This window comes from Herbaspirillum rubrisubalbicans (assembly GCF_003719195.1).
In the GTDB taxonomy this organism is placed as follows: Bacteria; Pseudomonadota; Gammaproteobacteria; order Burkholderiales; family Burkholderiaceae_D; genus Herbaspirillum; species Herbaspirillum rubrisubalbicans.
Window position 1 is genome coordinate 5,163,426 of the sequence record NZ_CP024996.1, and the last position, 23,034, is coordinate 5,186,459.

General features: G+C 60.5%; 15 protein-coding genes and 1 pseudogene. 6 read left to right on the forward strand and 10 right to left on the reverse strand.

Annotated features, from left to right (window positions below; all coding sequences use genetic code 11):
- Window positions 1–45: 45 nt before the first annotated feature.
- Window positions 46–1,173 (reverse strand): annotated as a pseudogene (gene mdlC, locus RC54_RS23045) (benzoylformate decarboxylase); the annotation flags it as partial.
- Window positions 1,174–1,351: 178 nt separating this feature from the next.
- On the opposite strand from mdlC, the gene RC54_RS23050 reads away from it, so the two are divergent.
- Window positions 1,352–2,206, forward strand: coding sequence for an AraC family transcriptional regulator (locus RC54_RS23050; protein WP_058897132.1), 855 nt, complete (start codon window positions 1,352–1,354; stop codon window positions 2,204–2,206).
- A 49-nt stretch (window positions 2,207–2,255) separates the two neighbouring features.
- Here the strand turns inward: RC54_RS23050 and RC54_RS23055 are convergent, their stop codons facing one another.
- The 4 genes from RC54_RS23055 to RC54_RS23070 all read right to left on the reverse strand — a co-directional run bounded on the left by RC54_RS23055 (window position 2,256) and on the right by RC54_RS23070 (window position 8,622).
- Window positions 2,256–2,825, reverse strand: a complete 570-nt coding sequence (locus RC54_RS23055; RefSeq protein WP_058897133.1) for a Fur family transcriptional regulator — start codon at window positions 2,823–2,825, stop codon at window positions 2,256–2,258.
- Window positions 2,826–2,961: 136 nt separating this feature from the next.
- Window positions 2,962–4,389 carry an efflux transporter outer membrane subunit gene (locus RC54_RS23060; RefSeq protein ID WP_061788486.1) on the reverse strand — a complete coding sequence of 476 codons (1,428 nt, stop codon included), beginning with the start codon at window positions 4,387–4,389 and terminating at the stop codon, window positions 2,962–2,964.
- Window positions 4,390–4,402: 13 nt separating this feature from the next.
- Window positions 4,403–7,495, reverse strand: coding sequence for an efflux RND transporter permease subunit (locus tag RC54_RS23065; RefSeq protein WP_058897135.1), 3,093 nt, complete (start codon window positions 7,493–7,495; stop codon window positions 4,403–4,405).
- An 11-nt stretch (window positions 7,496–7,506) separates the two neighbouring features.
- Window positions 7,507–8,622 carry an efflux RND transporter periplasmic adaptor subunit gene (locus RC54_RS23070; protein ID WP_058897136.1) on the reverse strand — a complete coding sequence of 372 codons (1,116 nt, stop codon included), beginning with the start codon at window positions 8,620–8,622 and terminating at the stop codon, window positions 7,507–7,509.
- 620 nt (window positions 8,623–9,242) lie between these two features.
- Here RC54_RS23070 and RC54_RS23075 point away from each other — a divergent pair.
- The 3 genes from RC54_RS23075 to RC54_RS23085 all read left to right on the forward strand — a co-directional run bounded on the left by RC54_RS23075 (window position 9,243) and on the right by RC54_RS23085 (window position 12,474).
- The gene (locus tag RC54_RS23075) at window positions 9,243–11,555 is read left to right on the forward strand and encodes a TonB-dependent siderophore receptor (RefSeq protein ID WP_061788487.1); all 2,313 of its coding nucleotides are present in this window, start codon (window positions 9,243–9,245) and stop codon (window positions 11,553–11,555) included.
- Between the two features lie 75 nt (window positions 11,556–11,630).
- On the forward strand, window positions 11,631–12,086 hold the full coding sequence (locus RC54_RS23080) for a hypothetical protein (protein WP_058897138.1): 456 nt from the start codon (window positions 11,631–11,633) through the stop codon (window positions 12,084–12,086).
- Window positions 12,073–12,474 (forward strand): hypothetical protein, encoded by a 402-nt coding sequence (locus RC54_RS23085; protein ID WP_058897673.1) that lies wholly within the window; start codon window positions 12,073–12,075, stop codon window positions 12,472–12,474. Before RC54_RS23080 ends, RC54_RS23085 begins: the two co-directional genes overlap by 14 nt.
- A 150-nt stretch (window positions 12,475–12,624) precedes the next feature.
- On the opposite strand, the gene RC54_RS23090 is transcribed toward RC54_RS23085, so the two are convergent.
- The 4 genes from RC54_RS23090 to RC54_RS23105 form a co-directional block, all read right to left on the reverse strand.
- Window positions 12,625–15,828: a CusA/CzcA family heavy metal efflux RND transporter gene (locus tag RC54_RS23090; RefSeq protein ID WP_061788488.1), complete on the reverse strand. Its 3,204-nt coding sequence runs from the start codon at window positions 15,826–15,828 to the stop codon at window positions 12,625–12,627.
- Between the two features lie 29 nt (window positions 15,829–15,857).
- Entirely contained in the window at window positions 15,858–17,072 is a 1,215-nt protein-coding gene (locus RC54_RS23095) for an efflux RND transporter periplasmic adaptor subunit (protein WP_061788489.1), read from the reverse strand.
- Between the two features lie 8 nt (window positions 17,073–17,080).
- Complete coding sequence (locus RC54_RS23100) at window positions 17,081–18,367, reverse strand: TolC family protein (RefSeq protein WP_061788490.1); 1,287 nt, start codon at window positions 18,365–18,367, stop codon at window positions 17,081–17,083.
- A 69-nt stretch (window positions 18,368–18,436) separates the two neighbouring features.
- Window positions 18,437–18,790: a hypothetical protein gene (locus tag RC54_RS23105; RefSeq protein ID WP_058897142.1), complete on the reverse strand. Its 354-nt coding sequence runs from the start codon at window positions 18,788–18,790 to the stop codon at window positions 18,437–18,439.
- A 464-nt stretch (window positions 18,791–19,254) separates the two neighbouring features.
- Here RC54_RS23105 and RC54_RS23110 point away from each other — a divergent pair, with 464 nt between their 5' ends.
- Both RC54_RS23110 and RC54_RS23115 read left to right on the forward strand, forming a co-directional pair.
- On the forward strand, window positions 19,255–19,923 hold the full coding sequence (locus RC54_RS23110; RefSeq protein ID WP_244216407.1) for a YitT family protein: 669 nt from the start codon (window positions 19,255–19,257) through the stop codon (window positions 19,921–19,923).
- Between the two features lie 115 nt (window positions 19,924–20,038).
- Entirely contained in the window at window positions 20,039–21,298 is a 1,260-nt protein-coding gene (locus tag RC54_RS23115; protein WP_061788492.1) for a nitrate regulatory protein, read from the forward strand.
- 17 nt (window positions 21,299–21,315) lie between these two features.
- Here RC54_RS23115 and RC54_RS23120 read toward each other — a convergent pair whose 3' ends face one another.
- A complete protein-coding gene (locus tag RC54_RS23120) occupies window positions 21,316–23,031 on the reverse strand; it encodes an alpha/beta hydrolase family protein (protein ID WP_061788493.1) in 1,716 nt (571 codons plus the stop codon).
- Window positions 23,032–23,034: the final 3 nt, after the last annotated feature.

A 23,034-nucleotide genomic window follows, 5' to 3' on the forward strand; every position in this document is an offset into this window, starting at 1 on the left:
GCCATTAGTATCATTTGCAACCAAGCAGAATCCTAACGAAAACAATCAGCGCACCACGACTTCTACCAGACGGGGTTCATTCGACGATATCGCCGTCTGCAGTGCCGCGGCCAGCTCGCCGGGCTCACTCACACGCACCCCTTGGCATCCCATCGACTGCGCCAGTGCAACGAAGTCGAGGCCGGGAAGATCAGTCCCTTGGACCACGTCGCCGGCACCGAAGCCGAAAACCGGCGCGAAGTCCTGCAGGGCGGCGTAGCGCCTGTTGTTGATGATCACGAAGGTGAGGGGAAGACGCAGCTGCACTGCGCTGTAGATGGCTTGCGGCGAGTACATGGCAGAACCATCCCCGATCAGCCCGATGACGCGTTGCTGCGGCCTGGCCAGGGCAACCCCCACCGCCGCCGGCATGCCATAGCCAAGACCGCCGCTGGCCATGGTGTAGAAGGTTCCCGGGCGTGTAAAGGGCAGATAGGCCTGCATGGTCGGACGAGATCCTGGCGCTTCCTCGACGACGATATCCTCTGCTGCGCGCACTTCTGCGAGGGTCTGCATGGCAAAGGCCGCTGACATCGGTGTCTCCGGCTCGGCGCGGGGACGCGCAGCACGCGCAGGTGGCAGCGGACGAGCGGCGGGCGGATGCTTCAGCAGCTGCGCCAACAGGTCTTGCAATCCCAGCTGGATATTGCCGACGATGGCGGTCCCGGACGGCGTCCAGGAAGCCGTCACCGGATCATCAATCAATTGGTACAGCTGCGCACCGGATGGCAGATGCGGCCCACTGCCTTCGACGTGATAGGTGAAGGCCGGAGCGCCGGCTACGAAAATCAGGTCGTGGCCATTGAGCAATTGAACGATCTTCTCGCGCATAGCCGGCAGGAATCCAGCGAACAGGTGATGGTCTTCAGGGAAGCTGCAACGCGAGGACATGGGCGCAACAAATACGCGTGCGTTGGAGACCTCGGCCAGACGAAGCACCTCATCCCAAGCCCCGGCACGGTCCAGTTCCGAACCGACGACGATGGCCGGACGCTCACTGCGGTGTAGGGCGGTGGCAAGGGCAGCGATGGCGTCCGGCTCGGGGCGGCTGCGCGTGGTGACTTCGGTGGCCTCGAGCAACTCCCCAGGCTGATCCCAGTCATCCACGGGAATGGAAACGAACAGGCTGCCACGCTGTCATACTCCCCTGATATCCCGCCTTCTCAAGTCCAGAACATATCAATTGAAGAAAGGCGCGCTGCTCATGAAATCGGAGTACATGGACGACGATCGACGATATTGAGCAATTTGGTCATAATATTTTCCAATATGGCCAATTTACCTCGCCTTTCGCAAGGCTTTACAAGACGATATGTCACGCATTGCAATCTCCGATCCAACTGTTGCACCCAAGGACGTCGATGGCGTCTCGCGCCCCGTCCTAGCCCTGAGCGCTACATCTGTCGCAAAGGATTGGGAAAACGCCCGGCATCAGCATCGCAAGGCGCAACTGATCTACTCGGTACGCGGCATCCTCAACTGCGAAATCGAAGAAGGTGTGTGGATCGTGCCGCCACAGTGCGCCGTATGGATACCGGGCGACTTGCCGCACGCTGCACGGGGTGCCGGCGAAACCGAATGCTATTGCCTGTTCGTCGAGCCAGATGCCGCACCAGACCTGCCCAAGACCTGTTGCACGATTTCGGTATCGCCATTGCTACGCGAACTGATACTGAAGGTGGCTGGCTTTGCTGAGTTATATCCGCTGGGGGGAAGGGAAGACCGTTTGATTGCCGCCTTGCTCGATGAATTGGCAACCGCGCCGGTGGAAGACCTGCACCTGCCCATGCCGCGCGACCTCCGACTACGCCGGCTCGCAGAAATGATTCTGGCAGATCCCTCGGACAAGACCTCGAAAGCCGATTGGGCGATGCGCATTGGCATGAGCGAACGCAGCATGAGTCGCCTCTTGCTGCAGGAAATCGGAATGAGCTTCGGGCGCTGGCGACGACAGCTGCATGTGATCCTTGCACTGCAACGTTTGACCAAGGGTGAAAGCGTGCAAAGCGTGGCATTGGAACTGGGGTACGAAAACGCCAGTGGGTTCATCACCATGTTTCGCAAGGCAACCGGCAAGTCTCCCGCACGCTACCTTTCGGATCGCACGAGCGGCGCGGAGCATACGTCGGTGCCCGGAATCATGCTCCCGGATGAATTCTCCACCTGAATGGAGCAGGCTGTCTCGGCCCAAAGCGGCCACTGGCTTCTATCCTCCATCATGCTCCTTTGCGGAGTTTGCGACATTTGGAACACGTGGTGGTAATGATGAAAACCGGCTCCGTATCAGGAACGAAGCCCTCCTGGAATACCAGCAACTGCAGGCGTTTGCGGAATGCAAGGTCTTCAATGAAAACCAGACGCGCACCACAATGACAACGCAATGTGACGTATTGGTGCTCTGGCGTCTCCGGTTTGATCGCATAGAAGGCGCGCCCACGCGCGCCTGCCGTGCGAACCAGCAGGCCGGCCGCCCAAAGATCGTTGAGCGCTCGGTAGACCGATCCTTGCGCAAGGCTGTCGAACTGCGTGCTGAGGAGGAGATATATCTGGCTGGCATCAAGACAGCTGGGAGCAGCCTTTTCCAAGGTGCTTAACACCCCGGCACGAGCATTCGTCGGCCGCAGTCCATTCGTTTCCAAACGTTGTTGCTGTGACGATGTCGGCAATCCCGTCTCGGCACGGCTTGTCACAACAGACTTTCGCTTGTGTTTGACTGACGGAAGCTTCTTGCTGCCGAATGGCGCAATCGAGTCAACCATCCCACCCGAGTCATCGTATTGCTTCATATTGTCGTTCCTTAGCGATGCCGGACCTCGGTTGCCGGTCGCAACACGAAGCAGCATGGCGCATGGGCGGTCCTGCTGCCGGCGCGAGGTGCTGTCACCACCTGGCTGGCATCCGTCACCGCGGGCGCACCACAGCCTATTCCCATCCGCCACCCAGCGCCTTGAATACGCTGACCTGTGCAGAATTTAGCCGTTGATCGGCAGCGGCCACTTGCGATCTCGCATCGACCAGGCTGGACTGCGCAACGATCACGTCAAGGTAACTGATCGATCCGGCACGGTAGCGCTGGCCTGCCAACTGAAAAGCTTTGTCCGCCCGGTCACGTGCTTGGATCAGTGCCTGCCGCTGCTGCATGGCCGCGCCATAAGCGCTCAAGGATTGTTCGGACTCTTTTAGCGCATTGAGTACTACGCCATCGAAGCTGGCCAGTGATGCTGCGGCTTGTGCCTTGGCCTGCACGATACGGCTGCGTACAACCATCGTGTTGGGAAAGCTCCAGGAAATCAACGGCCCCAAGGAAAACGACCAGGTGCGATTGCCATTCAGAAAGTCATTGCGCAGGTAACTTGCCGAAGCACCCAGTGTGACCCGTGGATAGAGGTCGGCCACCGCCACGCCAATGCGAGCAGTATCGGCGGCCAGTTGGCGCTCGGCCTGGCGCAAGTCCGGGCGGCGGCGCAGCAGCGCGGTGCCTTCACCGATAGGCAGTGCGCCTGCGACCTCGGGAGCCTTGGTGCAGGCGCGCGCAGACGTGGGCACCTGCGATGGCGTGCGTCCCAGCAGAGCAGCCAGTTCGAACAGCGCGGCCTCCTTCTGGTTTTGCAACGGCGGCAACGCCGCCTGGGCCTGGGCCAGGGTCACGCCGGCCCGCTCCACGTCCAGAAGCGAAGCCGCCCCTGCGTGTTCCTGGCGTCTTATCAGATCCAGACTGCGCTGGGCCAGTTCGATGGAGGACTGAGCAACCTCAATGGATTCGCCATACGTGCAGGCATCCAGGTAGGCCTTTGTGGTGTCGGCGACGACGACCACCTTGGCAGCATCATGGGCAGCCGCTACTGCCTCGGTATCATCCCGGGCAGCCTCGATATCGCGTTTGACCCGACCAAACAGGTCGACTTCGTAAGATATGTCGATGCCGCCGTTGTAACTCAACTGCGTAGGTGCTTGACCGGTCCCCGTCCAGGTGGTCTGGTCTCGGCCATAGCTGGGGCTGATGGACAAGTTGCTCGAAGGGTAGAGGCCGCCACGTGCCTCCTTGTAAACGGCCCTTGCACGGTCGAGGTTGGCCAGCGTTACGCGCAGATTGGTGTTGGCCGTCAGTGCTTCTTGCACCAGTTGGTCGAGCGCGGGATCGTTGTACAGCTTCCACCAGTGCGCAGGAAGTGGTGCAGCGGTGTCGGTATTGGCTGGCTTGCTGACGAAGGTTCCGACCGCAACCCTCGGCGAAGCCGGCAGATGATAGTCTGGGCCGCTGGCGCAACCCGTGTTAGCGATGGCAGTGACAATCACAATCAAAGCAACGCGGCGAGAGATGAACAGCGACGCACCGGAAGCATTGGACATGGTAGGGGTCAGTTTAGAGTGCGACATCAGGTGCCTCCGCAGTAGCCAGTTCGCGGGCACGGGCGCTTTGCGCTAATGCACGGTGATCTTTGGCGATAAAGCTGTAGATGGTAGGCAGCACGAACAGCGTGAAGAAGGTACCGATCATCATGCCCATCACCACCACGATGCCAATGGAGAAGCGGCTGGCCGAGCCCGCGCCGTTTGCGAACAGCAAGGGCACCAGGCCTGCGACCATCGCCGCGGTGGTCATCAACACCGGGCGCATCCGCACGGCGGCAGCCTTCTCGATTGCATCGATGCGGCTCAGGTTTTCGTGATGCTGGATATGGTTCGCAAACGTGACCATCAGAATGCCGTGCTTGGAAATGAGCCCGATCAACGTGACCAATCCGATCTGGGTATAGATGTTGAGCGTGGCATAGCCTAGCCAGAGCGGCACGAGTGCTCCGCAGACCGCCAGCGGAACTGTCACCAGGATCACCAGCGGATCACGCAAGCTTTCAAACTGCGCCGCTAGCACCAGGAAGATGACCACCAGCGCGAAGCAGAACGACACCAGCAGGCGGTTGCCTTCCTGCACGAACTGGCGGCTGTCGCTGAGCCAGTCCACGCTGGTGCCAGGCGGTAGTGGCTGCGATTGCAAGAAGGCAACCGCTTCGCCCATGCTCACGCCGGGTGCCGGTAGCAGTTCCAGCGTTGTCGAGTTCATCTGATTGAATTGCGCGAGCTGGTTCGCCTGCGGCCGCATTTCCACCTGGATCACGGTGGACAGCGGCACCATTGCACCGGAGCTTGCCTTTACGTAGAAACGACCGATATCTTCCGGCGTCATGCGTTCGCTACCACGTACCTGCGGAATGACGTCGTAGGAGCGGTCATGGAAATTAAAGCGGTTGACGTAGTTTTCTCCGACCAGCACTGCCAGTGTGTCAGCGATAGACTGCATGCTCAGGCCCATCTGGCTGGCTTTGGCGTTGTCGATGGTGATATGGGCCTGCGGGCTGTCGTAAGACAGGTCGTTCTGGGCGTAGAGGAACAAGCCACTGGCATAGGCCGCATTCTTGATCTTCTCACCGGTTTCATAGAGCATCTTGAAGTCATCGGGTGAACGCAACACCATCTGCACCGGCAAGCCCCCGCTGGAGCCGGGCAGCGGGGGCAATTGCACGGCAGTCAGGGTCTCGCCGTCGATGGCGCCGCCGGCCGCCTGAATCTGGCTCTGGATGTCAGTCGCCGATCGCTTGCGTTCCGACCAATCCTTCAGGATCGCGCCCCCGATCATCATGTTCTGGCCACCGGCATAGTCACCGATGTTCATGAAGCTGCTGTCGAATTCCGGGATCGACTCGAACAGCTTCTCGATCTGTTGGGCGTAGCGGGCCGTGTAGCCTACTCCGGCATATTGCGGTGCCTTGGTGACGACGATGATGGCACCCTGGTCTTCGGTGGGCGCCAATTCGCGACGCGTACCGGCAAACAACACCACGATGGCGGCCAGCACGACTGCACCGACCAGAAGGACCGCGCCGCGAGCGGCCAGTGTGTGGGCAAGGATGCGCTGATAGATTGCCGTCAGCGCTTCCATGGAGTGTTCGATCCGCTTGGCTAGCCGACCCTCACCTTGCCTGGAACTGAGCAGCATCGAGCTCATGACCGGCGAGAGCGTCAGTGCGACGACTCCCGAGACGATTACCGAGCCTGCCAGGGTGAAGGCAAACTCCTTGAACAGTGCTCCGGTGAGCCCGCCCATCATACCGATGGGGGCGTAAACCGCTGCCAGCGTGATGGTCATGGCAATCACCGGTCCGACGATTTCGCGCGCACCGAGCAATGCCGCACGCACAGGTGAAAGACCTTCCTCGATGTGGCGATGGATGTTCTCCACCACGACGATGGCATCGTCCACCACCAGCCCGATGGCCAGAACCATGGCCAGCAGTGTCAGCAAGTTGATCGAGAACCCGCAGGCCAGCATCAATGCCGCCGTGCCGACCAGGGACAAGGGGATGGTGACCACCGGAATGATGACAGCTCGGAATGTGCCAAGGAACAGGAATATCACCACGATAACGATCGCGATGGCTTCGACCAGTGTGTGCTGCACTTCCTCGATGGATGCATTGACGAAACGTGCCACGTCGTAATTGGGAGCCACCGTGAGTCCCGGCGGCGCCATCGCCCGGATCTTGGGAAGCAGTGCATTGGCGCGCTTGACGATCTCAAGAGGATTGCCATCAGGCGTAGGCTGAAGGGCAACGAAGATGGCGGGCACTCCGCTTGCGAAAGACAGGTTGTTGTAGTTCTGGCCGCCGACCTCGATGGTGGCTACATCCGACAGCCGCACAATGCCGCCTGCGGGGCTGGACTTGACGACCATTTGACGGAAATCGTCAACGCCGCGCAGGTCGGTGGCGGCGCTGATATTGGTCACCGTCAAGGAGCTCTTGAGCTGGCCCGGTGCCGACTGGACGTTGTTGGCACGCAGCGCGGCCGATATCTCCCCGGCCGAGAGGCCATGCGCGGCCAATCGCACCGGGTCGATCCATATACGCATGGCCAGGGCTTGCCCTCCGAATACATCGGCCGAGGCCACGCCGGGAATGCTCGTCAGCAGGGGTTGTGCCACCCGTGAGGCGAAATCCGTCACCTGCGGGATAGACAGGGTATTGCTGTAGAACGCGATGTACTGGACCGCCGTGCCACCTTCGGTGGATTTGCTGATGACGGGATCGGTCACTCCCGCAGGCAACTGATACTTGACCTGCTGCACCTTCGCGAGGATTTCGGTCATCGTTCGATCGGCATTGGCATTGAGTACGAGGCGTGCCTTGATCTCGCTTCTGCCCTGCTTGGTGGTCGAACTGAGGTATTCGATACCACTGGCCGTCGCGATGGACTGCGAAATCGGCGTGGTGACAAAGCCCTGCATCACGTCCTGGGTCGCACCAGGAAGCATGGTGCTGATCGTGATGGTGGCGTTTTCCAGATAGGGATACTGACGTACGGGCAACAGGAATACCGCGGTGGCGCCCATCAGCAAGATCAAAAGGCTCACCACCAGTGCCAGGATGGGTCGTCGAATGAAGATGTCGGTGAAATACATGGTGCCGTCCCTTACTTTGCGCCAGCGGTGGGCGCGGCCGCCGCGGGGGCATTGATCTTCACCACGGCCCCGGGAGGCAGGCGGTTCTGACCGGCCATCACCACGATGTCGCCGGCCTTGACGCCCTGCGTCACCAGGACTTCCTCATTGAGCCGCTGACCGGTCACGACCGGTACCGCGACCGCCTTGCCGATGCCCTGCGCGTCAGCCCCGCGCACGAGCACCACGCTGTCACCCGATGCCGATGTCTGGATCGCCGTCAAGGGCAACACGATGCCATCCTCCACAGCAGGCAAGTCCAAGCGTGCAGTCGCGTACATGCCGGACTTCAGGAGCCGGTCGGCATTGGGCAAGATGGCCTGCACGGCCACGTTACGGGTTTCACCGTCGATGCGCGGTTCGATACTGCTGATCTTGCCGGTGAATACCCGACCCGGCACAGCGTCCACGGAGACCTGCACCGATGCGCCTACCGTGAGCCTGGACAAGTCCTGCTGGGGGAGCTGGAAGTTCACGTAAAGCGGGTCGGCCTGGGTCAGCGTGGCGATCGCATCACCGGCATTGAGATACTGGCCTGGATTGACATGCCGGATGCCGATCTGGCCGGAGAACGGTGCCCGTATGTTCTTCTGCTCGATACGCGCGTCCAGCTGCCGGACGGCGGCGACGGCCTGATCAGCGTCTGCCTGGCGTTGCTCCAGCAATTCACGCGACTCGGCGCCGGCAGGAGACAGTTCTCGCGAGCGTCTCAACTGGAGCTGGGCGAAATCGGCCTTGGCCACTGCCGCGGCGCGATCCGCCTGTTCGGGAGCGTCATAGAGCTCGACCAGCAAGCCGCCCTGCTTGACCGTCTGGCCGGACTCGAAATGGATGGCGGTCACACGGCCGGATGTGTCCGGAGCCAACTGCACTTCCCGCACGGCTTGCAAACTGGCGACGACCTGCAAGTTTTCGGGCACGGCACGAGCTTCGGCGCGGATCGTCGAAACCGGCAGCGGGGGCATGGCGTAGTGTTCAGCACCACCGCTGCGCAAGGAACGCACGGCATAGAGCGCGCCGAAGACCACCACGAGGCCGACGACGCTTATGGCAATGGGCTTGGCTCGGAAGCTGGAGGCAGCAATCATATGGCTCCCCAAGCGGCCATCATTGATAAGGACGAGTGGAATCGACTGTGGAGAGTCGATAGACGAAGGCAAGGTAGGGGCATCAGTTGGTTTCCTGGGGATAGAACAAAGTGCTTGTGCGACCGGCTTGGCGCGCCGGGTTGAGGCATGACTAGAACTCATTTCATAGATAGGCGTGAGTGCGAGCGCGTCCCGTTTGGGATGAAGTGCAAGGCGCGAATTTGGGTCAAGACTGGGCGTCTTGACCCAAATTCGTAACGCAGCAATTCGCCCAAACGGGCCGCTCCCTTCGGGTTCTGCTCAGAAAGGGCGCTGGCCGCGTTGCGCTCCTTGCGTGTGGCACCGCCACACGACGCGTCGCGCGCCTTGCCAGCGCCCTTTCTGGGCAGAACGCATCTCACGCCTATTTATGAAATAAGTTCTAACCACAATGACGCATAGCGTACCCATACCAAGGAACTTCCGCATTGCGAAATCAGGTCAGAATACTTTTCAATACGGCCATCCGACGGCAATCGTCACGATTGGCCTAATCGGATAACAATCTGGCCTGGTTTCGCTACTCCCCCCTCTTTCCCCCATTGTTAAATGCTGTGTCCAAATAACAATGATTATCGTTTATGTCCTCTCTCAAAGCTGTTTCGAAATCCCGTCGATCAGTCGACCTGCGCGCAAATCTCCTCACCTATCCTGTTGTCGATAGGCCCTACCTGGGCATAGTCAGGGATATGCCTCGCACGGTATTGAACTCGGCCGTCGCCGCTGCAGTTCTCATGAGCGCGCAGGGCGCCTTCGCCGCCGACTCGTCACCGACACAGAACAAGTCTGATGCGGCGCCTCAAGAGCAGACAGCCTTGCCGACCGTCACCGTCTCGGGGCGCTCCGATACGGCAACCACCGAAGGTAGCGGCTCCTACACCACAGGCACCACAGCGGCCGCCACGCACCTGCCACTATCGCTGCAGGAAACACCTCAGTCGGTGACGGTAGTCACGCGCCAGCGCATGGACGACCAGCAATTGAATTCGGTGCAGGGTGTACTGGATAACACGCCGGGGATCTCGTCTTACCAGTCCGATAGCGAGAGGACGAGTTTCTATTCACGCGGGTTCTTGATCAACAACGTTCAGTACGATGGCATTCCCACTGTCGTCGGCAACACCGTCAACGGCAGCGGCATCAGCGCCATCGATACCTCGTTCTATGACCGTGTCGAGGTGGTGCGTGGCGGTTCTGGCTTACTCACCGGAACCGGCAATCCCTCGGCAGCCATCAATCTTGTGCGTAAAAGACCGACCCAAGACTTCTCGGCATCGGCCTCGCTCAGTGCAGGGAGCTGGGATACTCACCGCGCAACGGCCGACATCTCGACGCCCTTGACTGCGGACGGTCGCATCCGCGCGCGCGTGGTCGCAACCGATCAAGAAGGACACTCTTACATCAATGGCTACAAGCCGGAGAAAAAATCGTTTTACGGCATCGTCGAGGCCGATCTGAGCCCGAGAACGACGGCGAGCCTGGGCTTTGACTACCAGGACTTGACGTCCACGGGTTCTACCTGGGGCGGTTTGCCGCTGTGGTTCAGCAACGGTACGCAAGCCAGTTACTCCCCGTCCCAAAGCTACGCGCAGGACTGGAGCCATTGGGACAACACCTACAAGACGGCGTTTGCCGCAATTGATCACCGATTCGACAATGGCTGGAAACTGCGTGCCATCGCCAACCAGTACCGCACCGAATACAACGCCGAACTGCTCGGTCTGGTCGGCCGTCCCGATGCCAGCACCGGATTGGGCTTCTTCCCCAACGGCGCGTATCCGGTCGGGCTCGCCTCCAACGGTAGCAGTCGTCAAAATACCTTCGATGTGATGGCCAGCGGTCCCTTTGAACTGCTGGGCCGTCAACATGAGCTGGTGGTGGGCGCCACGACTTCGCGCCGCACTTCCAACCAGAACGACGTTGCACCGTTCTATGCTGGTTTTAGCCCAGTCAATATCTATGACCTGAGCACCCCCTTTGCCCGCCCTGACTTCGCGGCGATGAACTGGGCGCCGACCCGCACCGAAATCAAACAGAGCGGTGTCTATAGCGCAGCCCGGTTCTCGCTGGCCCAACCCTTGAAACTCATCGTTGGCGGTCGCTTGAGCAACTATGAAATCGACGATAGCGTCAGCGGCTCGGCAATGCACTACAAGAAGAACAGTGTCTTCACTCCCTATGCGGGATTGGTCTACGACATCAACAACATCTATTCGACCTACGTCAGCTACACGCGCATCTTCAACCCGCAAACCGACTATCAGGATAGCAAGGGCAACGTGCTCACGCCGGCCACCGGGAAAACCACCGAAATCGGCCTCAAAGGCGCTTATCTGGACGGGCGTCTGAATGCATCGGTGGCCGTGTTCGAGACCAAGCTGGACAACGCGGCCCAAATCGTGGCCGGCGCCTTTACACCGAGTGGCGCCCAAGCCTACACAGGCGTAGATGGCACCAAGTCGCGCGGTATAGAAGTGGATCTGCAGGGTGAACTGACACGCGACTGGAACATTTATGCCGGCCTCTCTCACTTCGCGGCGCAAGATGGCAATGGCGTGCGCTTGAATTCGCAAATCCCGCGCACCACGGCGCAACTTTTCACTACTTACCGACTGCCCGGACAGTGGAGCAAGCTGACGCTGGGCGGCGGTGTCAAATGGCAGAGCCGCTTCTACGAAGCGGCCAATACTGGCACCAGTACGCTGGGTGGAGAGCAGGGGGCTTACGCCCTGGCATCACTGATGGCGCGTTACGCAGTCTCGACGAAGACCACCGTGACGGTCAACGTCAACAACCTGTTCGACAAGAAATACGCGTTGCAAAAGGGTGATTTCGATACCGTGACGTATGGCGCACCACGCAACGCGATGGTGACGCTTGCCTACAAATATTGATCTTCCCGCAGACACGCGCTTGTCGCCCATCGGACAAGCGCCAACATTGAATTCTTCATTATCGAGAACACTTCCATGTCCCAACAGCCCTCACCTTCCTCCGCCTCCAACCGGGCCATGAGCCCCCCAAACAAGACCGCCTTATTCTGGTTGACCACAGCCGTTGGCGCCGTGCTTTTCGTGACCTTCCAGTTGTTCTTCTACGTCAATGACTTTGTCAGGGCGCATGGAGCAACACCGGCCATCACATTCGAGACCAATGTCCTGTGGATGTTTTCTGCGTACTACGGCTGCTGGATCGTCACGGTGCTTCTGGCACTGACCGGAACCCGCAAGGCGCAGTGGCTTACCCTGGTCCTGGGTGCCCTGCTTGTCGTTCTCAATACCCTAGGCGGAATCTCCGACGGCTTGCGCGATGGCTGGCACGTCGCCTTCTCCGCAATATTCTTCATTTCATTGCCCGGTGTGTTCGCCATTGCGGTCACCTGGCGCAACATCAACAACAAAGGAAACAGCCATGTCGATGAATAATTCAGATTTCCCCCTGGTATGGATGAGCTTTACGCGAGAGCCTGGGCATGATCACGAGCAGGACTACGCCGACTTCGAGGCCAATTTGCAGCGCGAGGAAGCCTTCGTCATCCTGACCGATACCGTCCCTGAAGAAAACCATGAGCATTCACCGGAAGAAAAGAAACGCACTGCGCTCTGGATGAAAAAGCACAAGGATCAATTGCGAAAGCTGGTTCTGGCAATGGTCGTGGTCGAACCCAACTCGGCGAAACGTCTTGGCTTCAAGGCTTTTTCTGTAGTTTTCGCCAAGTTCTGGGGCTACCCTCTACTGCTGGCCAGCTCACGTGAGCAGGCCGAGCAGATGGCCAGAGAACTCCTCGCGGAGAATGTGAAATCATCGGCCTGATGACTCAGGCCCGTGTGGAATCATCCAGATTGCAAATAACGTGATCGCCGAAGCGACGCTATCGGTCAGCGTGTGCAGCATCGGCGATCAGCGCCCGGTTCTGGATCAGAACACTCGCCACAGCCTGTGTCCTTGTCTCATATCGCGCGCTCAATCCGTCATGGATGACCGCTTCGACCAGAACTTCCAGAAGGCCGGACCTGCCCCCTGAACCGCTGGCGCTTCCCCTTCGTCCTTGTCATGCGCCAGCTTGTACAACAGCGGCAACACCAGCAAGGTCAGCGCCGTCGAGGACAGGATGCCGCCGATGACCACGGTCGCCAGGGGGCGCTGGACTTCCGCACCGGTTCCGGTGGCAAGAGCCATGGGGACAAAACCGAGGGAGGCCACCAATGCCGTCATCAAGACCGGACGCAAACGGGTCATGGCTCCCTCGTCAATGGCGTCATCCAACGAACGCCCTTCCTCGCGCAAACTACGGATGAAGGAGATCATCACCAATCCATTAAGCACCGCCACGCCTGACAAGGCGATGAAACCCACAGCGGCCGAGATCGACATGGGAATGCCGCGCATGGCCAGCGCGAGAATGCCGCCGGTCAGTGCAAACGGAATACCGGTAAACACCAGCATCCCATCCTTGACGTTGCCAAACATCGCAAACAACAGGACGAAAACCATCAACAAGGCAACCGGAATGACGATCTGCAGACGCTGTGTCGCCGATTGCAGGTTTTCAAACTGGCCGCCCCACGTAGTCCAGTAGCCGGAAGGAATCTTCACTTCGGACTGCAACTGGCGCTCGGCATCGGCCACAAAGCCCCCCAGGTCGCGGCCACGCACGTTGGCACTGACCACGATGCGACGCTTGCCATCTTCCCGGCTGATCTGATTGGGACCGGGAGCAATGTTGAGCGTGGCCACCTCGCTGAGCGGGATATAGCTGGTGCGCGCGGCGTCCTCTTGCAAAGGCAATGCGAGCGGCAGGCGACGGATCGCCTCCAGATCGGTACGTGCATCGTCGGGCAGGCGCACCACGATACCGAAGCGGCGGTCGCCCTGGAACAGGGTGCCAGCTTGCTTGCCGCCGATGGCGGTGGCAATCGTATCCTGGATGTCCGAGACGTTGAGCCCATAACGCGCCGTCTTCTGGTGATCGATGTCCACCGTCAGCATCGGCAAGCCCGTGGTCTGCTCAATCTTGACTTCGGTGGCGCCAGGGATCTTCTCCAGCACGGCCGAAATCTTGCCAGCAGTCTCATTGAGCACGTCCATATCATCGCCGAAGACCTTCACCGCGACGTCACTGCGCACGCCTGAGATCAACTCGTTGAAGCGCAGTTGAATGGGCTGCGAGAATTCGTAGTTATTCCCCGGGATCTTGGCCACTTCTGCCTGAATCGCTGCCAGCAACTCCTCATGCGTCTTCCTGGGCTTGGGCCACTGCTCTTGCGGCTTGAGCATGATGTAGCCATCGGAGATGTTCGGCGGCATCGGATCGGACGCCACTTCTGCCGTACCGGTACGGGCGAACACCCGTTCCACTTCGGGGAATTTCTGTTTCAGCGTCTTTTCGAGCTGCTTTTGCATTTCGAGAGACTGGCTCAGGCTGGTGCCCGGAATCCGCAGCGCCTGGATCGCCATGTCGCCTTCGTTCAGGCTGGGGACGAATTCGGTACCCAAGCGCGTGGCGACGGCGCCGCAGACGACGATAAGCGCGCCAGCAAAGGTCAGCACGACGGCCTTGTTGTCCATGATGCGCTTGAGCATGGGCTCATACATGCGCTTGGCCCACACCACCATGAAGTTTTCTTTCTCGGCCACCTTCTCGCCAATGAACAGGGCAATGGCCGCCGGAATGAACGTGACCGACAGGATCATGGCCCCCATCAGGGCCGCCACCACGGTAAATGCCATCGGCGTAAACATCTTGCCTTCGACCCCGGTCAAGGCAAACATCGGCAGATACACGATCATGATGATCAACTGGCCGAACAGCAGGGGACGGCGCGCCTCCTTGGCGGCGGCAAATACTTCATGGAAGCGTTCGCTGCGGGTTAGCGTTCTGCCGTGATGCTGCTGTGCGTGGGCCAGGCGGCGCACGCAGTTTTCCACGATCACCACGGCGCCATCGATGATGATGCCGAAATCGAGCGCACCAAGACTGAGCAGGTTGGCACTGACCTTGTTGGTCACCATCCCGGTGAAGGTAAAGAGCATGGCCAGCGGAATGACGGTCGCCGTGATGATGGCAGCACGGATGTTGCCGAGGAAGACAAACAGCACTGCCACCACCAGCAATGCGCCTTCGACCAGGTTTTTCTTGACCGTGGCGATGGCCTTGTCGACCAGTACCGTGCGGTCATAGACGGTGACCGCCTCCACTCCCTTGGGCAAGGTACGATTGATCTCGCGCATCTTCTTGTCCACCGCCTGCGAGACCTTGCGGCTGTTTTCGCCGATCAGCATGAACACGGTGCCCAGCACCACTTCGCGACCATTTTCGGTGGCCGCACCGGTGCGCAGTTCGCGGCCGATGTCGACTTGCGCGACGTCGCGCACGCGAATGGGCACGCCCTTCACATTGGCCAGCACGATATTGCCGATATCCTCGGTCGAGCCGACCTGGCCGGGAGCGCGGATGAGGTATTGCTCGCCGCGGCGCTCGATATAGCCCGCGCCGACATTGTTGTTGTTCTTTTCCAGCGCCTTGATGACCGTATCCATCGTCATGCCGTAGGAAGCCAGCTTTTCCGGGGACGGCGCCACCAGATATTCCTTGGCGAAGCCGCCGATGGTATTGATCTCGGTCACGCCTGGCACCAGGCGCAACTGCGGCTTGATGACCCAATCCTGGATTTCGCGCAGGTCGGTCGGGGTATAGGGTGTGCCATCGGCTTTGCGCGCATCGTCTTTGGCCTCGACGGTCCAGAGATAGATCTCGCCCAGCCCGGTCGATATCGGCCCCATACCGGGGTCGATGCCGGGCGGCAGTTGACTTCTGGCTTGCTGGATGCGCTCATTGACCAACTGCCGGGCGAAATAGATATCGGTGCCATCCTGGAAGATCACGGTCACCTGCGACAGGCCGTAGCGCGACAGCGAGCGCACCTGTTCCAGATGGGGCAAGCCGGACATGACCGTCTCGATCGGATAACTGATGCGTTGTTCGGTCTCCAGCGGCGAGTAGCCCGGCGCTGCCGTATTGATCTGCACCTGCACGTTGGTAATGTCGGGGACGGCGTCGATAGGCAGCTTCTGGTAGCTGTAGAGCCCATATGCGCCCATCCCCAGCACCGCCAGCAGGACCAACCATCGATGCTCGATGGCAAAGCGAATGATGCGTTCAAACATGATTGTCGTCTCTCTTGAAGTCGCCGCTCTCAGTGGCTGTGCTCGGCGGAACCCTTACCCAGTTCCGCCTTGATGGCGAAGCTGCCGGTAGCGGCATATTCGGTACCGGCATCGATGCCGGACTTGATTTCAACGAACTTTCCACTGGCGCGCCCGAGGGTCACCTCCTGGGCCGCGAAACCGCCGGGCACGCGCACGAAGACCACGTTCTTGCCATCAACGGTCTGGATCGCATCGGCTGCCACCGCGACCGGCACCTGCGCCTCATCGGAGACCACCTCGACATTGACGAACAGACCCGGGCGCCAGATCTCGCCGGTATTGGGCAACACCACATGGGCCTTGGCCGTGCGGCTCTGTTCACCAATCAGGGAACCCACATACGAGATATTGCCTTGGGCACTAGCGCTCAACGCGGTGGCCTGGACCACGACTTTCTCGCCGACGCGAACGACCTGCATGTCCTTGGGCGACACAATGATCTCGGCCCACACGCTGGAGAGATCGGAAATCAGGAAGGCGTTGACGTCTTCACGCACGGCCTCGCCCAGGCCGAGATGTTTCTCGACCACGGTCCCATCGAAGGGTGCGCGGATTTCATAACGGTTCAGGCTGCCAGAAGACCCGCTGGCCCCAATGGCGCGCAACTTCTGCTGTGCATTGCGCACCGCCACCTCGGCTTCACGCAAGGCGCTCTGGGCTTGCAGATAATCCTGCTCGGCAGAAATCTTTTGTTCCCACAGCTTCTTTTCGCGCTGATAGGCCGTGCGGGCGAGGGACAGACGCTGCTCGGCATTGAGCAGTTCGGAACGCAGCTCCGAGATGGCGCTGCTGTTGATGACGGCCAGCACCTGTCCCTTCTTCACCTTCTGCCCCAGAGTGGCCGATACCGACTCGACGATGCCGGCCACCTGCGGCACGACATGGGCGGTGCGATCTTCATTGAAGCGAATCTCGCCCGGCAACTGCAGGCTGGAAGTGATCTGCATGGCGCCGGCCGTCTTGAGCTCGATGGCAGCAGCGGCCATCTGCTCCTGGTCCAGTGCGATCTTTCCCTCTTCCTTGTGATCGCTGCCCTGGTCCTCGCCGGGATGTTCGTTGTCCTGATGGCCGCCCTCTTCCTGATGGGCAGATGGCTTTGCGTTCTCCCCTTGCGAACCGTTGCCCTTCATCAGGGTGATCCCCGCGACAAGCGCTGCCATGACGATGATGGTCGCGATGGTGAATGTCTGTTTCTGGCTCATGTTTTATCTCACTCGGCTGGAGAGGTCTCGATGCCGGCCAGACGATCCAGGTCTGCGGCTGCTTGGAATGCAGTAGAAAGCGCTTTCCAGTACTGCGCTTTGGCTTGGAAATAGGCGCGTTGGGCGTCAAGGACATCCAGATATCCGAACTTCCCCAGTTCGAATCCTGTGCGTGCTGCCTGGTAGGCCGATTGCGCTGCGGGGACGATCTCATCGCGCAAGGCGGTGGCCTCTTCCCTGGCATTGCGCAGGCGCTCGAAGCTCTGCGCGGCCTCGCTCTGCATCTGCACTTCGATGACTGACAGCGTGTCCCGCGCGATATCGACACGTTTGAGGGCTTCGAGCTCATTGCCTTTGTTGCTGTCAAAGACAGGAATGGGAACCGAAAAGCCGACCACCCACATGTTCCGAGCGTTTGATTCATCGCGCTTGTTGCCCAGGGTCAGGCTCACATCGGGCGTGCGTTTGCTGGTCTCGATACTGGCCAGCGCACGCCGACGCTCCACTTCCAGCTGGGCCAGCCTGACGGTGGGACCGCTAGCGACCTTCTCGGTCAGTTGCGCAATGGCCGGCAAGGGCGGCAGCGACTCGACGCCATGGTCGGTCAGTTCAAAGCCATTGCCGACGCTGCCCCATAAGGTCGCCAATTTCTTCTGCGCGACAGTGAGATCGCTATTGGCTTCATTGAGCTCCAGCCGCGCACTGGATTGCGCTACCTGCGCCTTGGTTTGCTCGACGGGAGAAATCTTTCCTGCCATGACGCGCCGTCCCGTCATCTGCGCCGAGGTGTTGGCCAGACCCAGCAGTTCGCTGGCCAGACGCTGGCGCTCGGCGGCCACCATGACGTCGTAGTACGCAGCCACTACGCCGGCGCGTATTTCGGTACGCTTGACGGCATAATCCAGCAATGCCATATCGCGCGCACGCTGGGCAGCGTCAATACGCACGCTGCGCTTGCCGCCAAGTTCGATGGGCTGCGTGATCTGGTAGGTGGTAGTCCGGCTGGACTTGCGGAAATCCTCGATCAACGCCGAAAACTCTGGATTGGGTCTGGCGCCGGCCTGGAGGATCGTCGCCTCGACCGCCTCGATCTCTTTTCTGGCGGCGGCGAGCGTCTTGTTCTGCTCGAATGCCAGGCTGATCGCAGCCGGCAGCGACAGCAGTCGAGTTTCTTTATCTAACGCTGACGCCGTGGAGGGCGGATTGTATTGCGTAGTTGAAGGCGCAATGGATTGCGCTTGGCTGGAGCCGGCCGCGAGCAGCGCGAGCCCCAGCAAGAAGCTGTGCCGATACATCGAATTCTCCGGTAATGAAAAGGGGAATTCGGCGAGAGCAGTTGGTGTGTGGGGATTGTCCTCGCCGAGTCAAGCGGCGAGCGGCCAATTGGGCTTGTCAGGCCCGTCGGCGATATGCGAGGCAGGATGGGGAAGGTGGGCTGGAGACGAGGCCTGCGCCGTGGCTGGTGCAATGATGACGATGGTGCTACCGGCCTGGACCGACTTCATGGCACAAAAGTGGCACAGGGAACAGTCCATGTCGCGGTCACCGGGCTTTGATTTTTGGTAATCAGCCTGTTCATCCCCCTTCAAGGAAGGATGATCGTGATGCCCCAGATGCATCGGAACCCTATCATTTTCCGCTTGGCAATATGAGCCCACTGCCGCCCAGGAGAGCTGCACCGGCAACAGGAAAGCAAGCAAGAGGATCAGAGTGCGCATGGTTGGGACGAATGCTACGGCAGAGGTGCGAACAAAAAGATTGCCTGGTGATTACTGATTTGTAATGAATGCCGGAGTTGACTCGGTCTGCGTCTTGTCGGCATTCCCGATCTGGACGATGCCGTCATGCCGAAATGCCGTACTGAGTGCGGGCAGCGTCTGTCAGGCGCATCAGCATAGGCTCCACCAAGGCCTACCCGGCAACGCCGGAATAACGATCACATGGGCATTTCGGCATCCTGCGCACTATTGGCATATTTCCTGCTAGAAGAGAAAGGTGTTGCACTCCTGCCGCGCCGCCTCAACCAGTCGTCGCGGCAGTGCAACAAATCCTTTACCATGCGCCCCAGCAGCGGTTGTCGACGACAGAAGGCAGCCGCAATGCATTGGCTGCACCGGCTTACCCGCTGGCCTGGCCATTGACGTGACGCATTCGTTATCCACGATCGATGATTGGTATTGCCATGACCACTTCCACCGCCCCTTCCGCGACCTCTTCCCCCATTGCGTCAGCAGGCGAACGCAGCACCCCGGCCACCACCGTGCGCCACAACTGGATCGACAATCTGCAGGGCCAGCTCTTCGGCGTCGTCATGATCGCCTTCGGCATGTCCATGCTGCACAGCCTGGGGCTGATCATCGGTCAGATAGCAGGGGTCGCCTTCCTGGTGACCTATGTCACTGGCATGAGCTTCGGCATGGCCTTCACCCTCATCAACCTGCCCTTCTACCTGCTGGCGGCGCTGCGCATGGGCGCGGCCTTCACCTGGCGCACGCTGGCAGCCGTCACGGCGGTGTCGGTGCTGACCAATATCGCCGGCAACTACATCAGCTACCGCCATCTCGATCCCATCGTCGGTGCCGTGCTGGCAGGCCTGTGCGTGGGCATCGGCCTGATCGGCCTGTTCCGCCACCAGGCCAGTTGCGGTGGCATGAGCATCCTGGCCTCATATGTCCAGGAGCGCACCGGTTTCAAGGCTGGCTGGCTGCTGATGGGTTTCGATCTGGTGCTGTTTGCCACGGCCGCCTTCTTCCTGCCGGCGGAGCGGGTCCTGTATTCGCTGGTGGGGGCCATCACCATGAATCTATTCGTGGCCTGGAATCATCGCTACGAGTGGTATATCGCCAGATGAGCGCCGCATAAAAGCGCGCAGGGCGCTGCCGTCTGCCTGGACGATTCCATTACAATCGCGGGAAATTCATGCATCCTGTGAATACGACTAGCCCTGCGATTTTTATGTACTTCCCATGAGCAACGTCCTCAACTACCTGATCACCGCCCGCCGCTGCGAAGTGGAAGAGCTGCAACGCCTGGCCCGCACCTGCCAACTGGTCTTGACCGTGGGCAAGCTGGTGCATTGCCTGCAGCAGGAGCGCGGCATTTCCAATCTCTACCTGGGCTCGCGCGGGGAACGCGACGCGCAGGCCTGGCAGGCGCGTGTGGCCGCCAGCCAGGCGGCGCAGCGCGAATTCACGGCCTGGCTGGATTCGACCGAGCACGACAACGCGCTCTCCAATGGCGCGCGTCTGTACACCCGCATCGCCTTCGCCCTGCACGCACTGGATGGCCTGCCGCGCCTGCGTGCGGACATTGCGGCCCTGGCCTGCTCGCCCGCGACCAGCTATGAACGCTTCAAGACCCTGGTGGGCGCATTGCTGGCGCTGGTGTTCGAGGCCGCCGACGTGGCGGTCGACCCGCAGATCTCGCGCCTGCTGGTGGCCTTGTTCAATCTGATGCAGGGCAAGGAATTCGCCGGCCGCGAGCGCGCCACCGGGGCCGCCGCCTTTGCCATGGGCAAGATCACGCGCGAACAGGAACAGAGCATCGAATACCAGATCGAAATGCAGGAACAGGCGCTGCGCCGTTTCGAATCCTTCGCCGAGGGTTTTCGCAACGAATGGAGCGCCATGCAGGCCACGCTGCCGCTGGCCGATCTGGAACGGCTGCGCCGCAAGCTGCTGACTGCCCACGAGCGGCCACTCGATCCGCAACTGGCCGAGACTTGGTACCAGTGCTGCTCCATGCGCATCGACGGCCTGCACCGGGTCGAGATCCATCTGGCGCAATACGTGCAGGCACAATGCCGCGACAAGATCGTCGAGCTGCAAAAGGAACTGGATGACCAGGGCCAACTCTTCAGTCAATCCGAGGGACTGGACCCGCTAGCACCACTGACCGCCTTTTCTTCCAGCCTGGAGGGCCAGGCGCTACAGGACGAACCGATGCACTCGGGCGTGGGACCGCACCTGACGCACTCCATCGTCGATATCCTGCGCGCCCAGTCCGAACGTCTGCAGAACCTGACCCAGGAATTGGCCACCGTGCGCGAGAGCCTGGAAGAGCGCAAGCTCATCGAACGCGCCAAGGGCGTGCTGATGATGAAGCAGGGCCTGAACGAAGAAAACGCCTACCGCCTGCTGCGCAAGCACGCCATGAACCAGAACCGGCGTATCGCCGAAGTGGCCCAGGCCATTCTGTCGCTGACCGAGATCCTGCCGCAGGCCTGAACCACTGCGCTGGCGACTCAGCCAGACGTGGCTGCCCGGGCTGGCGTGGCGGTCGGCGCGGGCAAGCCGATCTGTCCCAGGTACGTATCCAGGCTGGCGCGCCAAGCGGCCGGATAGTGGTAGATGAAATGACCATCATGGCCGTTATAGGGCACGATGACCAGTGTGGCACGGCCCCCGGCCGCGGTGAAGGCGTCATGACAGGCCTTGATCGTGGTGACCGGGTAACGACTATCCTGCTCGGCAAAGATCCACAGCATGGGTGTGCGGGTGGTCTTGCCGCTCTCTCCGAAGCCGCGGATCATGGTCGGGATGAGGGCGCTTGAGCCAAAGCCGCCATTGTCGTTGCGCCCCCCGGAAAAATTGATGGCCCCGATGACACCGGGCAGATTCAGGCTGGCCAGGTACATCGTGGTATAACCGCCCGCGGATTGACCGGCGATGATCATGCGCGAGCCATCCAGTTGGGGCAGCGTGCGCAGCATCTCGATGGCTGGCAGGACATCGGCCGCGTGTCGCCGTGCCGCATAGAGCGCGTCACCATCGGCCCGACTCCACGACTGCTGGTACAGCCCTTCGGACATGCCCACCCCGCGCCGAGCTGGAAACGCCACCGCCACGCCATTGCGCAAGAATTCGGCAGCCACCGTCATGTCGCGCAAGCGCTGCTTGTAGCGGATGGAAGAAGAGTCCATTTCCACATCACCATGACTGAAGATCATCACCGGAAACGGCCCCGCCCCATCCGGCAGCAACAGCGTCATCTCCAGGTGGATATCTTCGCCCGGGATCGCATAGCGCATCACCTGTTCGCGCCAGGCCACCTGCGCGGTCGGACTACCGATGAAATCGGCGACCGTGCGTCCGGCCAGCAAGTCCGCTACCAGGTCGGCAAAGGGGACTTCCAATCCAGTCAGGCTGGCCTGTCTGCCCTTGCCGCAGCCTATGGTTTTCTCGGGCTCGGGATAATTGGCTTGGATCAGGCGCAGATGCTGCTGGCTGGCGACCCACTGCTGCTCGTAGAAGGGAATGGCCGTGCATTTGGCGCTGGGCACGGCCACCAGCGTGACGCGCCCGGACAGGGCACTCCAGTTCGTGGTCCGTGCCTTCTGGAAGTCGCCCGAGACGACGATGGCCTGCGGCGTGCCGGATTCGGACTTAAGAAAATCCAACAGCGGCTGGCCGGCGTTGCCATAGCTGCCGTAGGCCAGCGGCACGCCGGCAAAGCGCTCATGCAGGTAGCCTGCGGCCTGGCGCAGATCGCGCGCCAGCTCCTGGCTGCGCTGGATGGTACTGCGGCCATTGGCATCGCTGGCCGCATCCATGTACACCACCTCGATACCCCGTTGTGCCAGCAGACCGGCGGCACGTACCCAGGGCGAGAAACTATTGAGCTTGCCGGCGACGATATTGGGTTGATCCGCCGAACCGGCCACCAGTACCACCGAAGCCGGCGCAGGCACGCCCACCGACAGTGCCAGGGTCAGGCTTACCGCACGCCCGTCGCTGGCGCGATAGGACAAGGTCTGCATTGACCAAGCCGCCGCAGGCGCGTCGCTGCTCTGGCCCGAGGCCGGTGAAATCAGCAGCAAGGCCAGCGTGGCACACAGGATCACCCGCATGGGATGCATCAGACCAATGAACAGACGGCGCACTGCACTCTCCTCCATCAGCAACACCGTGCAGGCGACATGCCGGCCGGCCCACGCCAGGATCGGCGTGACCGGCATCATACT

Bases quoted from the DNA above. Each gene is read 5' to 3' on its own strand.
- RC54_RS23075 (WP_061788487.1), top strand. From the start codon at position 9,243: ATGTCCTCTCTCAAAGCTGTTTCGAAATCCCGTCGATCAGTCGACCTG.
- RC54_RS23090 (WP_061788488.1), bottom strand. From the start codon at position 15,828: ATGTTTGAACGCATCATTCGCTTTGCCATCGAGCATCGATGGTTGGTC.
- RC54_RS23095 (WP_061788489.1), bottom strand. From the start codon at position 17,072: ATGAGCCAGAAACAGACATTCACCATCGCGACCATCATCGTCATGGCA.
- RC54_RS23120 (WP_061788493.1), bottom strand. From the start codon at position 23,031: ATGATGCCGGTCACGCCGATCCTGGCGTGGGCCGGCCGGCATGTCGCC.
- RC54_RS23085 (WP_058897673.1), top strand. From the start codon at position 12,073: ATGTCGATGAATAATTCAGATTTCCCCCTGGTATGGATGAGCTTTACG.
- RC54_RS23100 (WP_061788490.1), bottom strand. From the start codon at position 18,367: ATGTATCGGCACAGCTTCTTGCTGGGGCTCGCGCTGCTCGCGGCCGGC.
- RC54_RS23065 (WP_058897135.1), bottom strand. From the start codon at position 7,495: ATGTATTTCACCGACATCTTCATTCGACGACCCATCCTGGCACTGGTG.
- RC54_RS23080 (WP_058897138.1), top strand. From the start codon at position 11,631: ATGTCCCAACAGCCCTCACCTTCCTCCGCCTCCAACCGGGCCATGAGC.
- RC54_RS23070 (WP_058897136.1), bottom strand. From the start codon at position 8,622: ATGATTGCTGCCTCCAGCTTCCGAGCCAAGCCCATTGCCATAAGCGTC.
- RC54_RS23055 (WP_058897133.1), bottom strand. From the start codon at position 2,825: ATGAAGCAATACGATGACTCGGGTGGGATGGTTGACTCGATTGCGCCA.
- RC54_RS23050 (WP_058897132.1), top strand. From the start codon at position 1,352: ATGTCACGCATTGCAATCTCCGATCCAACTGTTGCACCCAAGGACGTC.
- RC54_RS23115 (WP_061788492.1), top strand. From the start codon at position 20,039: ATGAGCAACGTCCTCAACTACCTGATCACCGCCCGCCGCTGCGAAGTG.
- RC54_RS23110 (WP_244216407.1), top strand. From the start codon at position 19,255: ATGACCACTTCCACCGCCCCTTCCGCGACCTCTTCCCCCATTGCGTCA.
- RC54_RS23060 (WP_061788486.1), bottom strand. From the start codon at position 4,389: ATGTCCAATGCTTCCGGTGCGTCGCTGTTCATCTCTCGCCGCGTTGCT.
- RC54_RS23105 (WP_058897142.1), bottom strand. From the start codon at position 18,790: ATGCGCACTCTGATCCTCTTGCTTGCTTTCCTGTTGCCGGTGCAGCTC.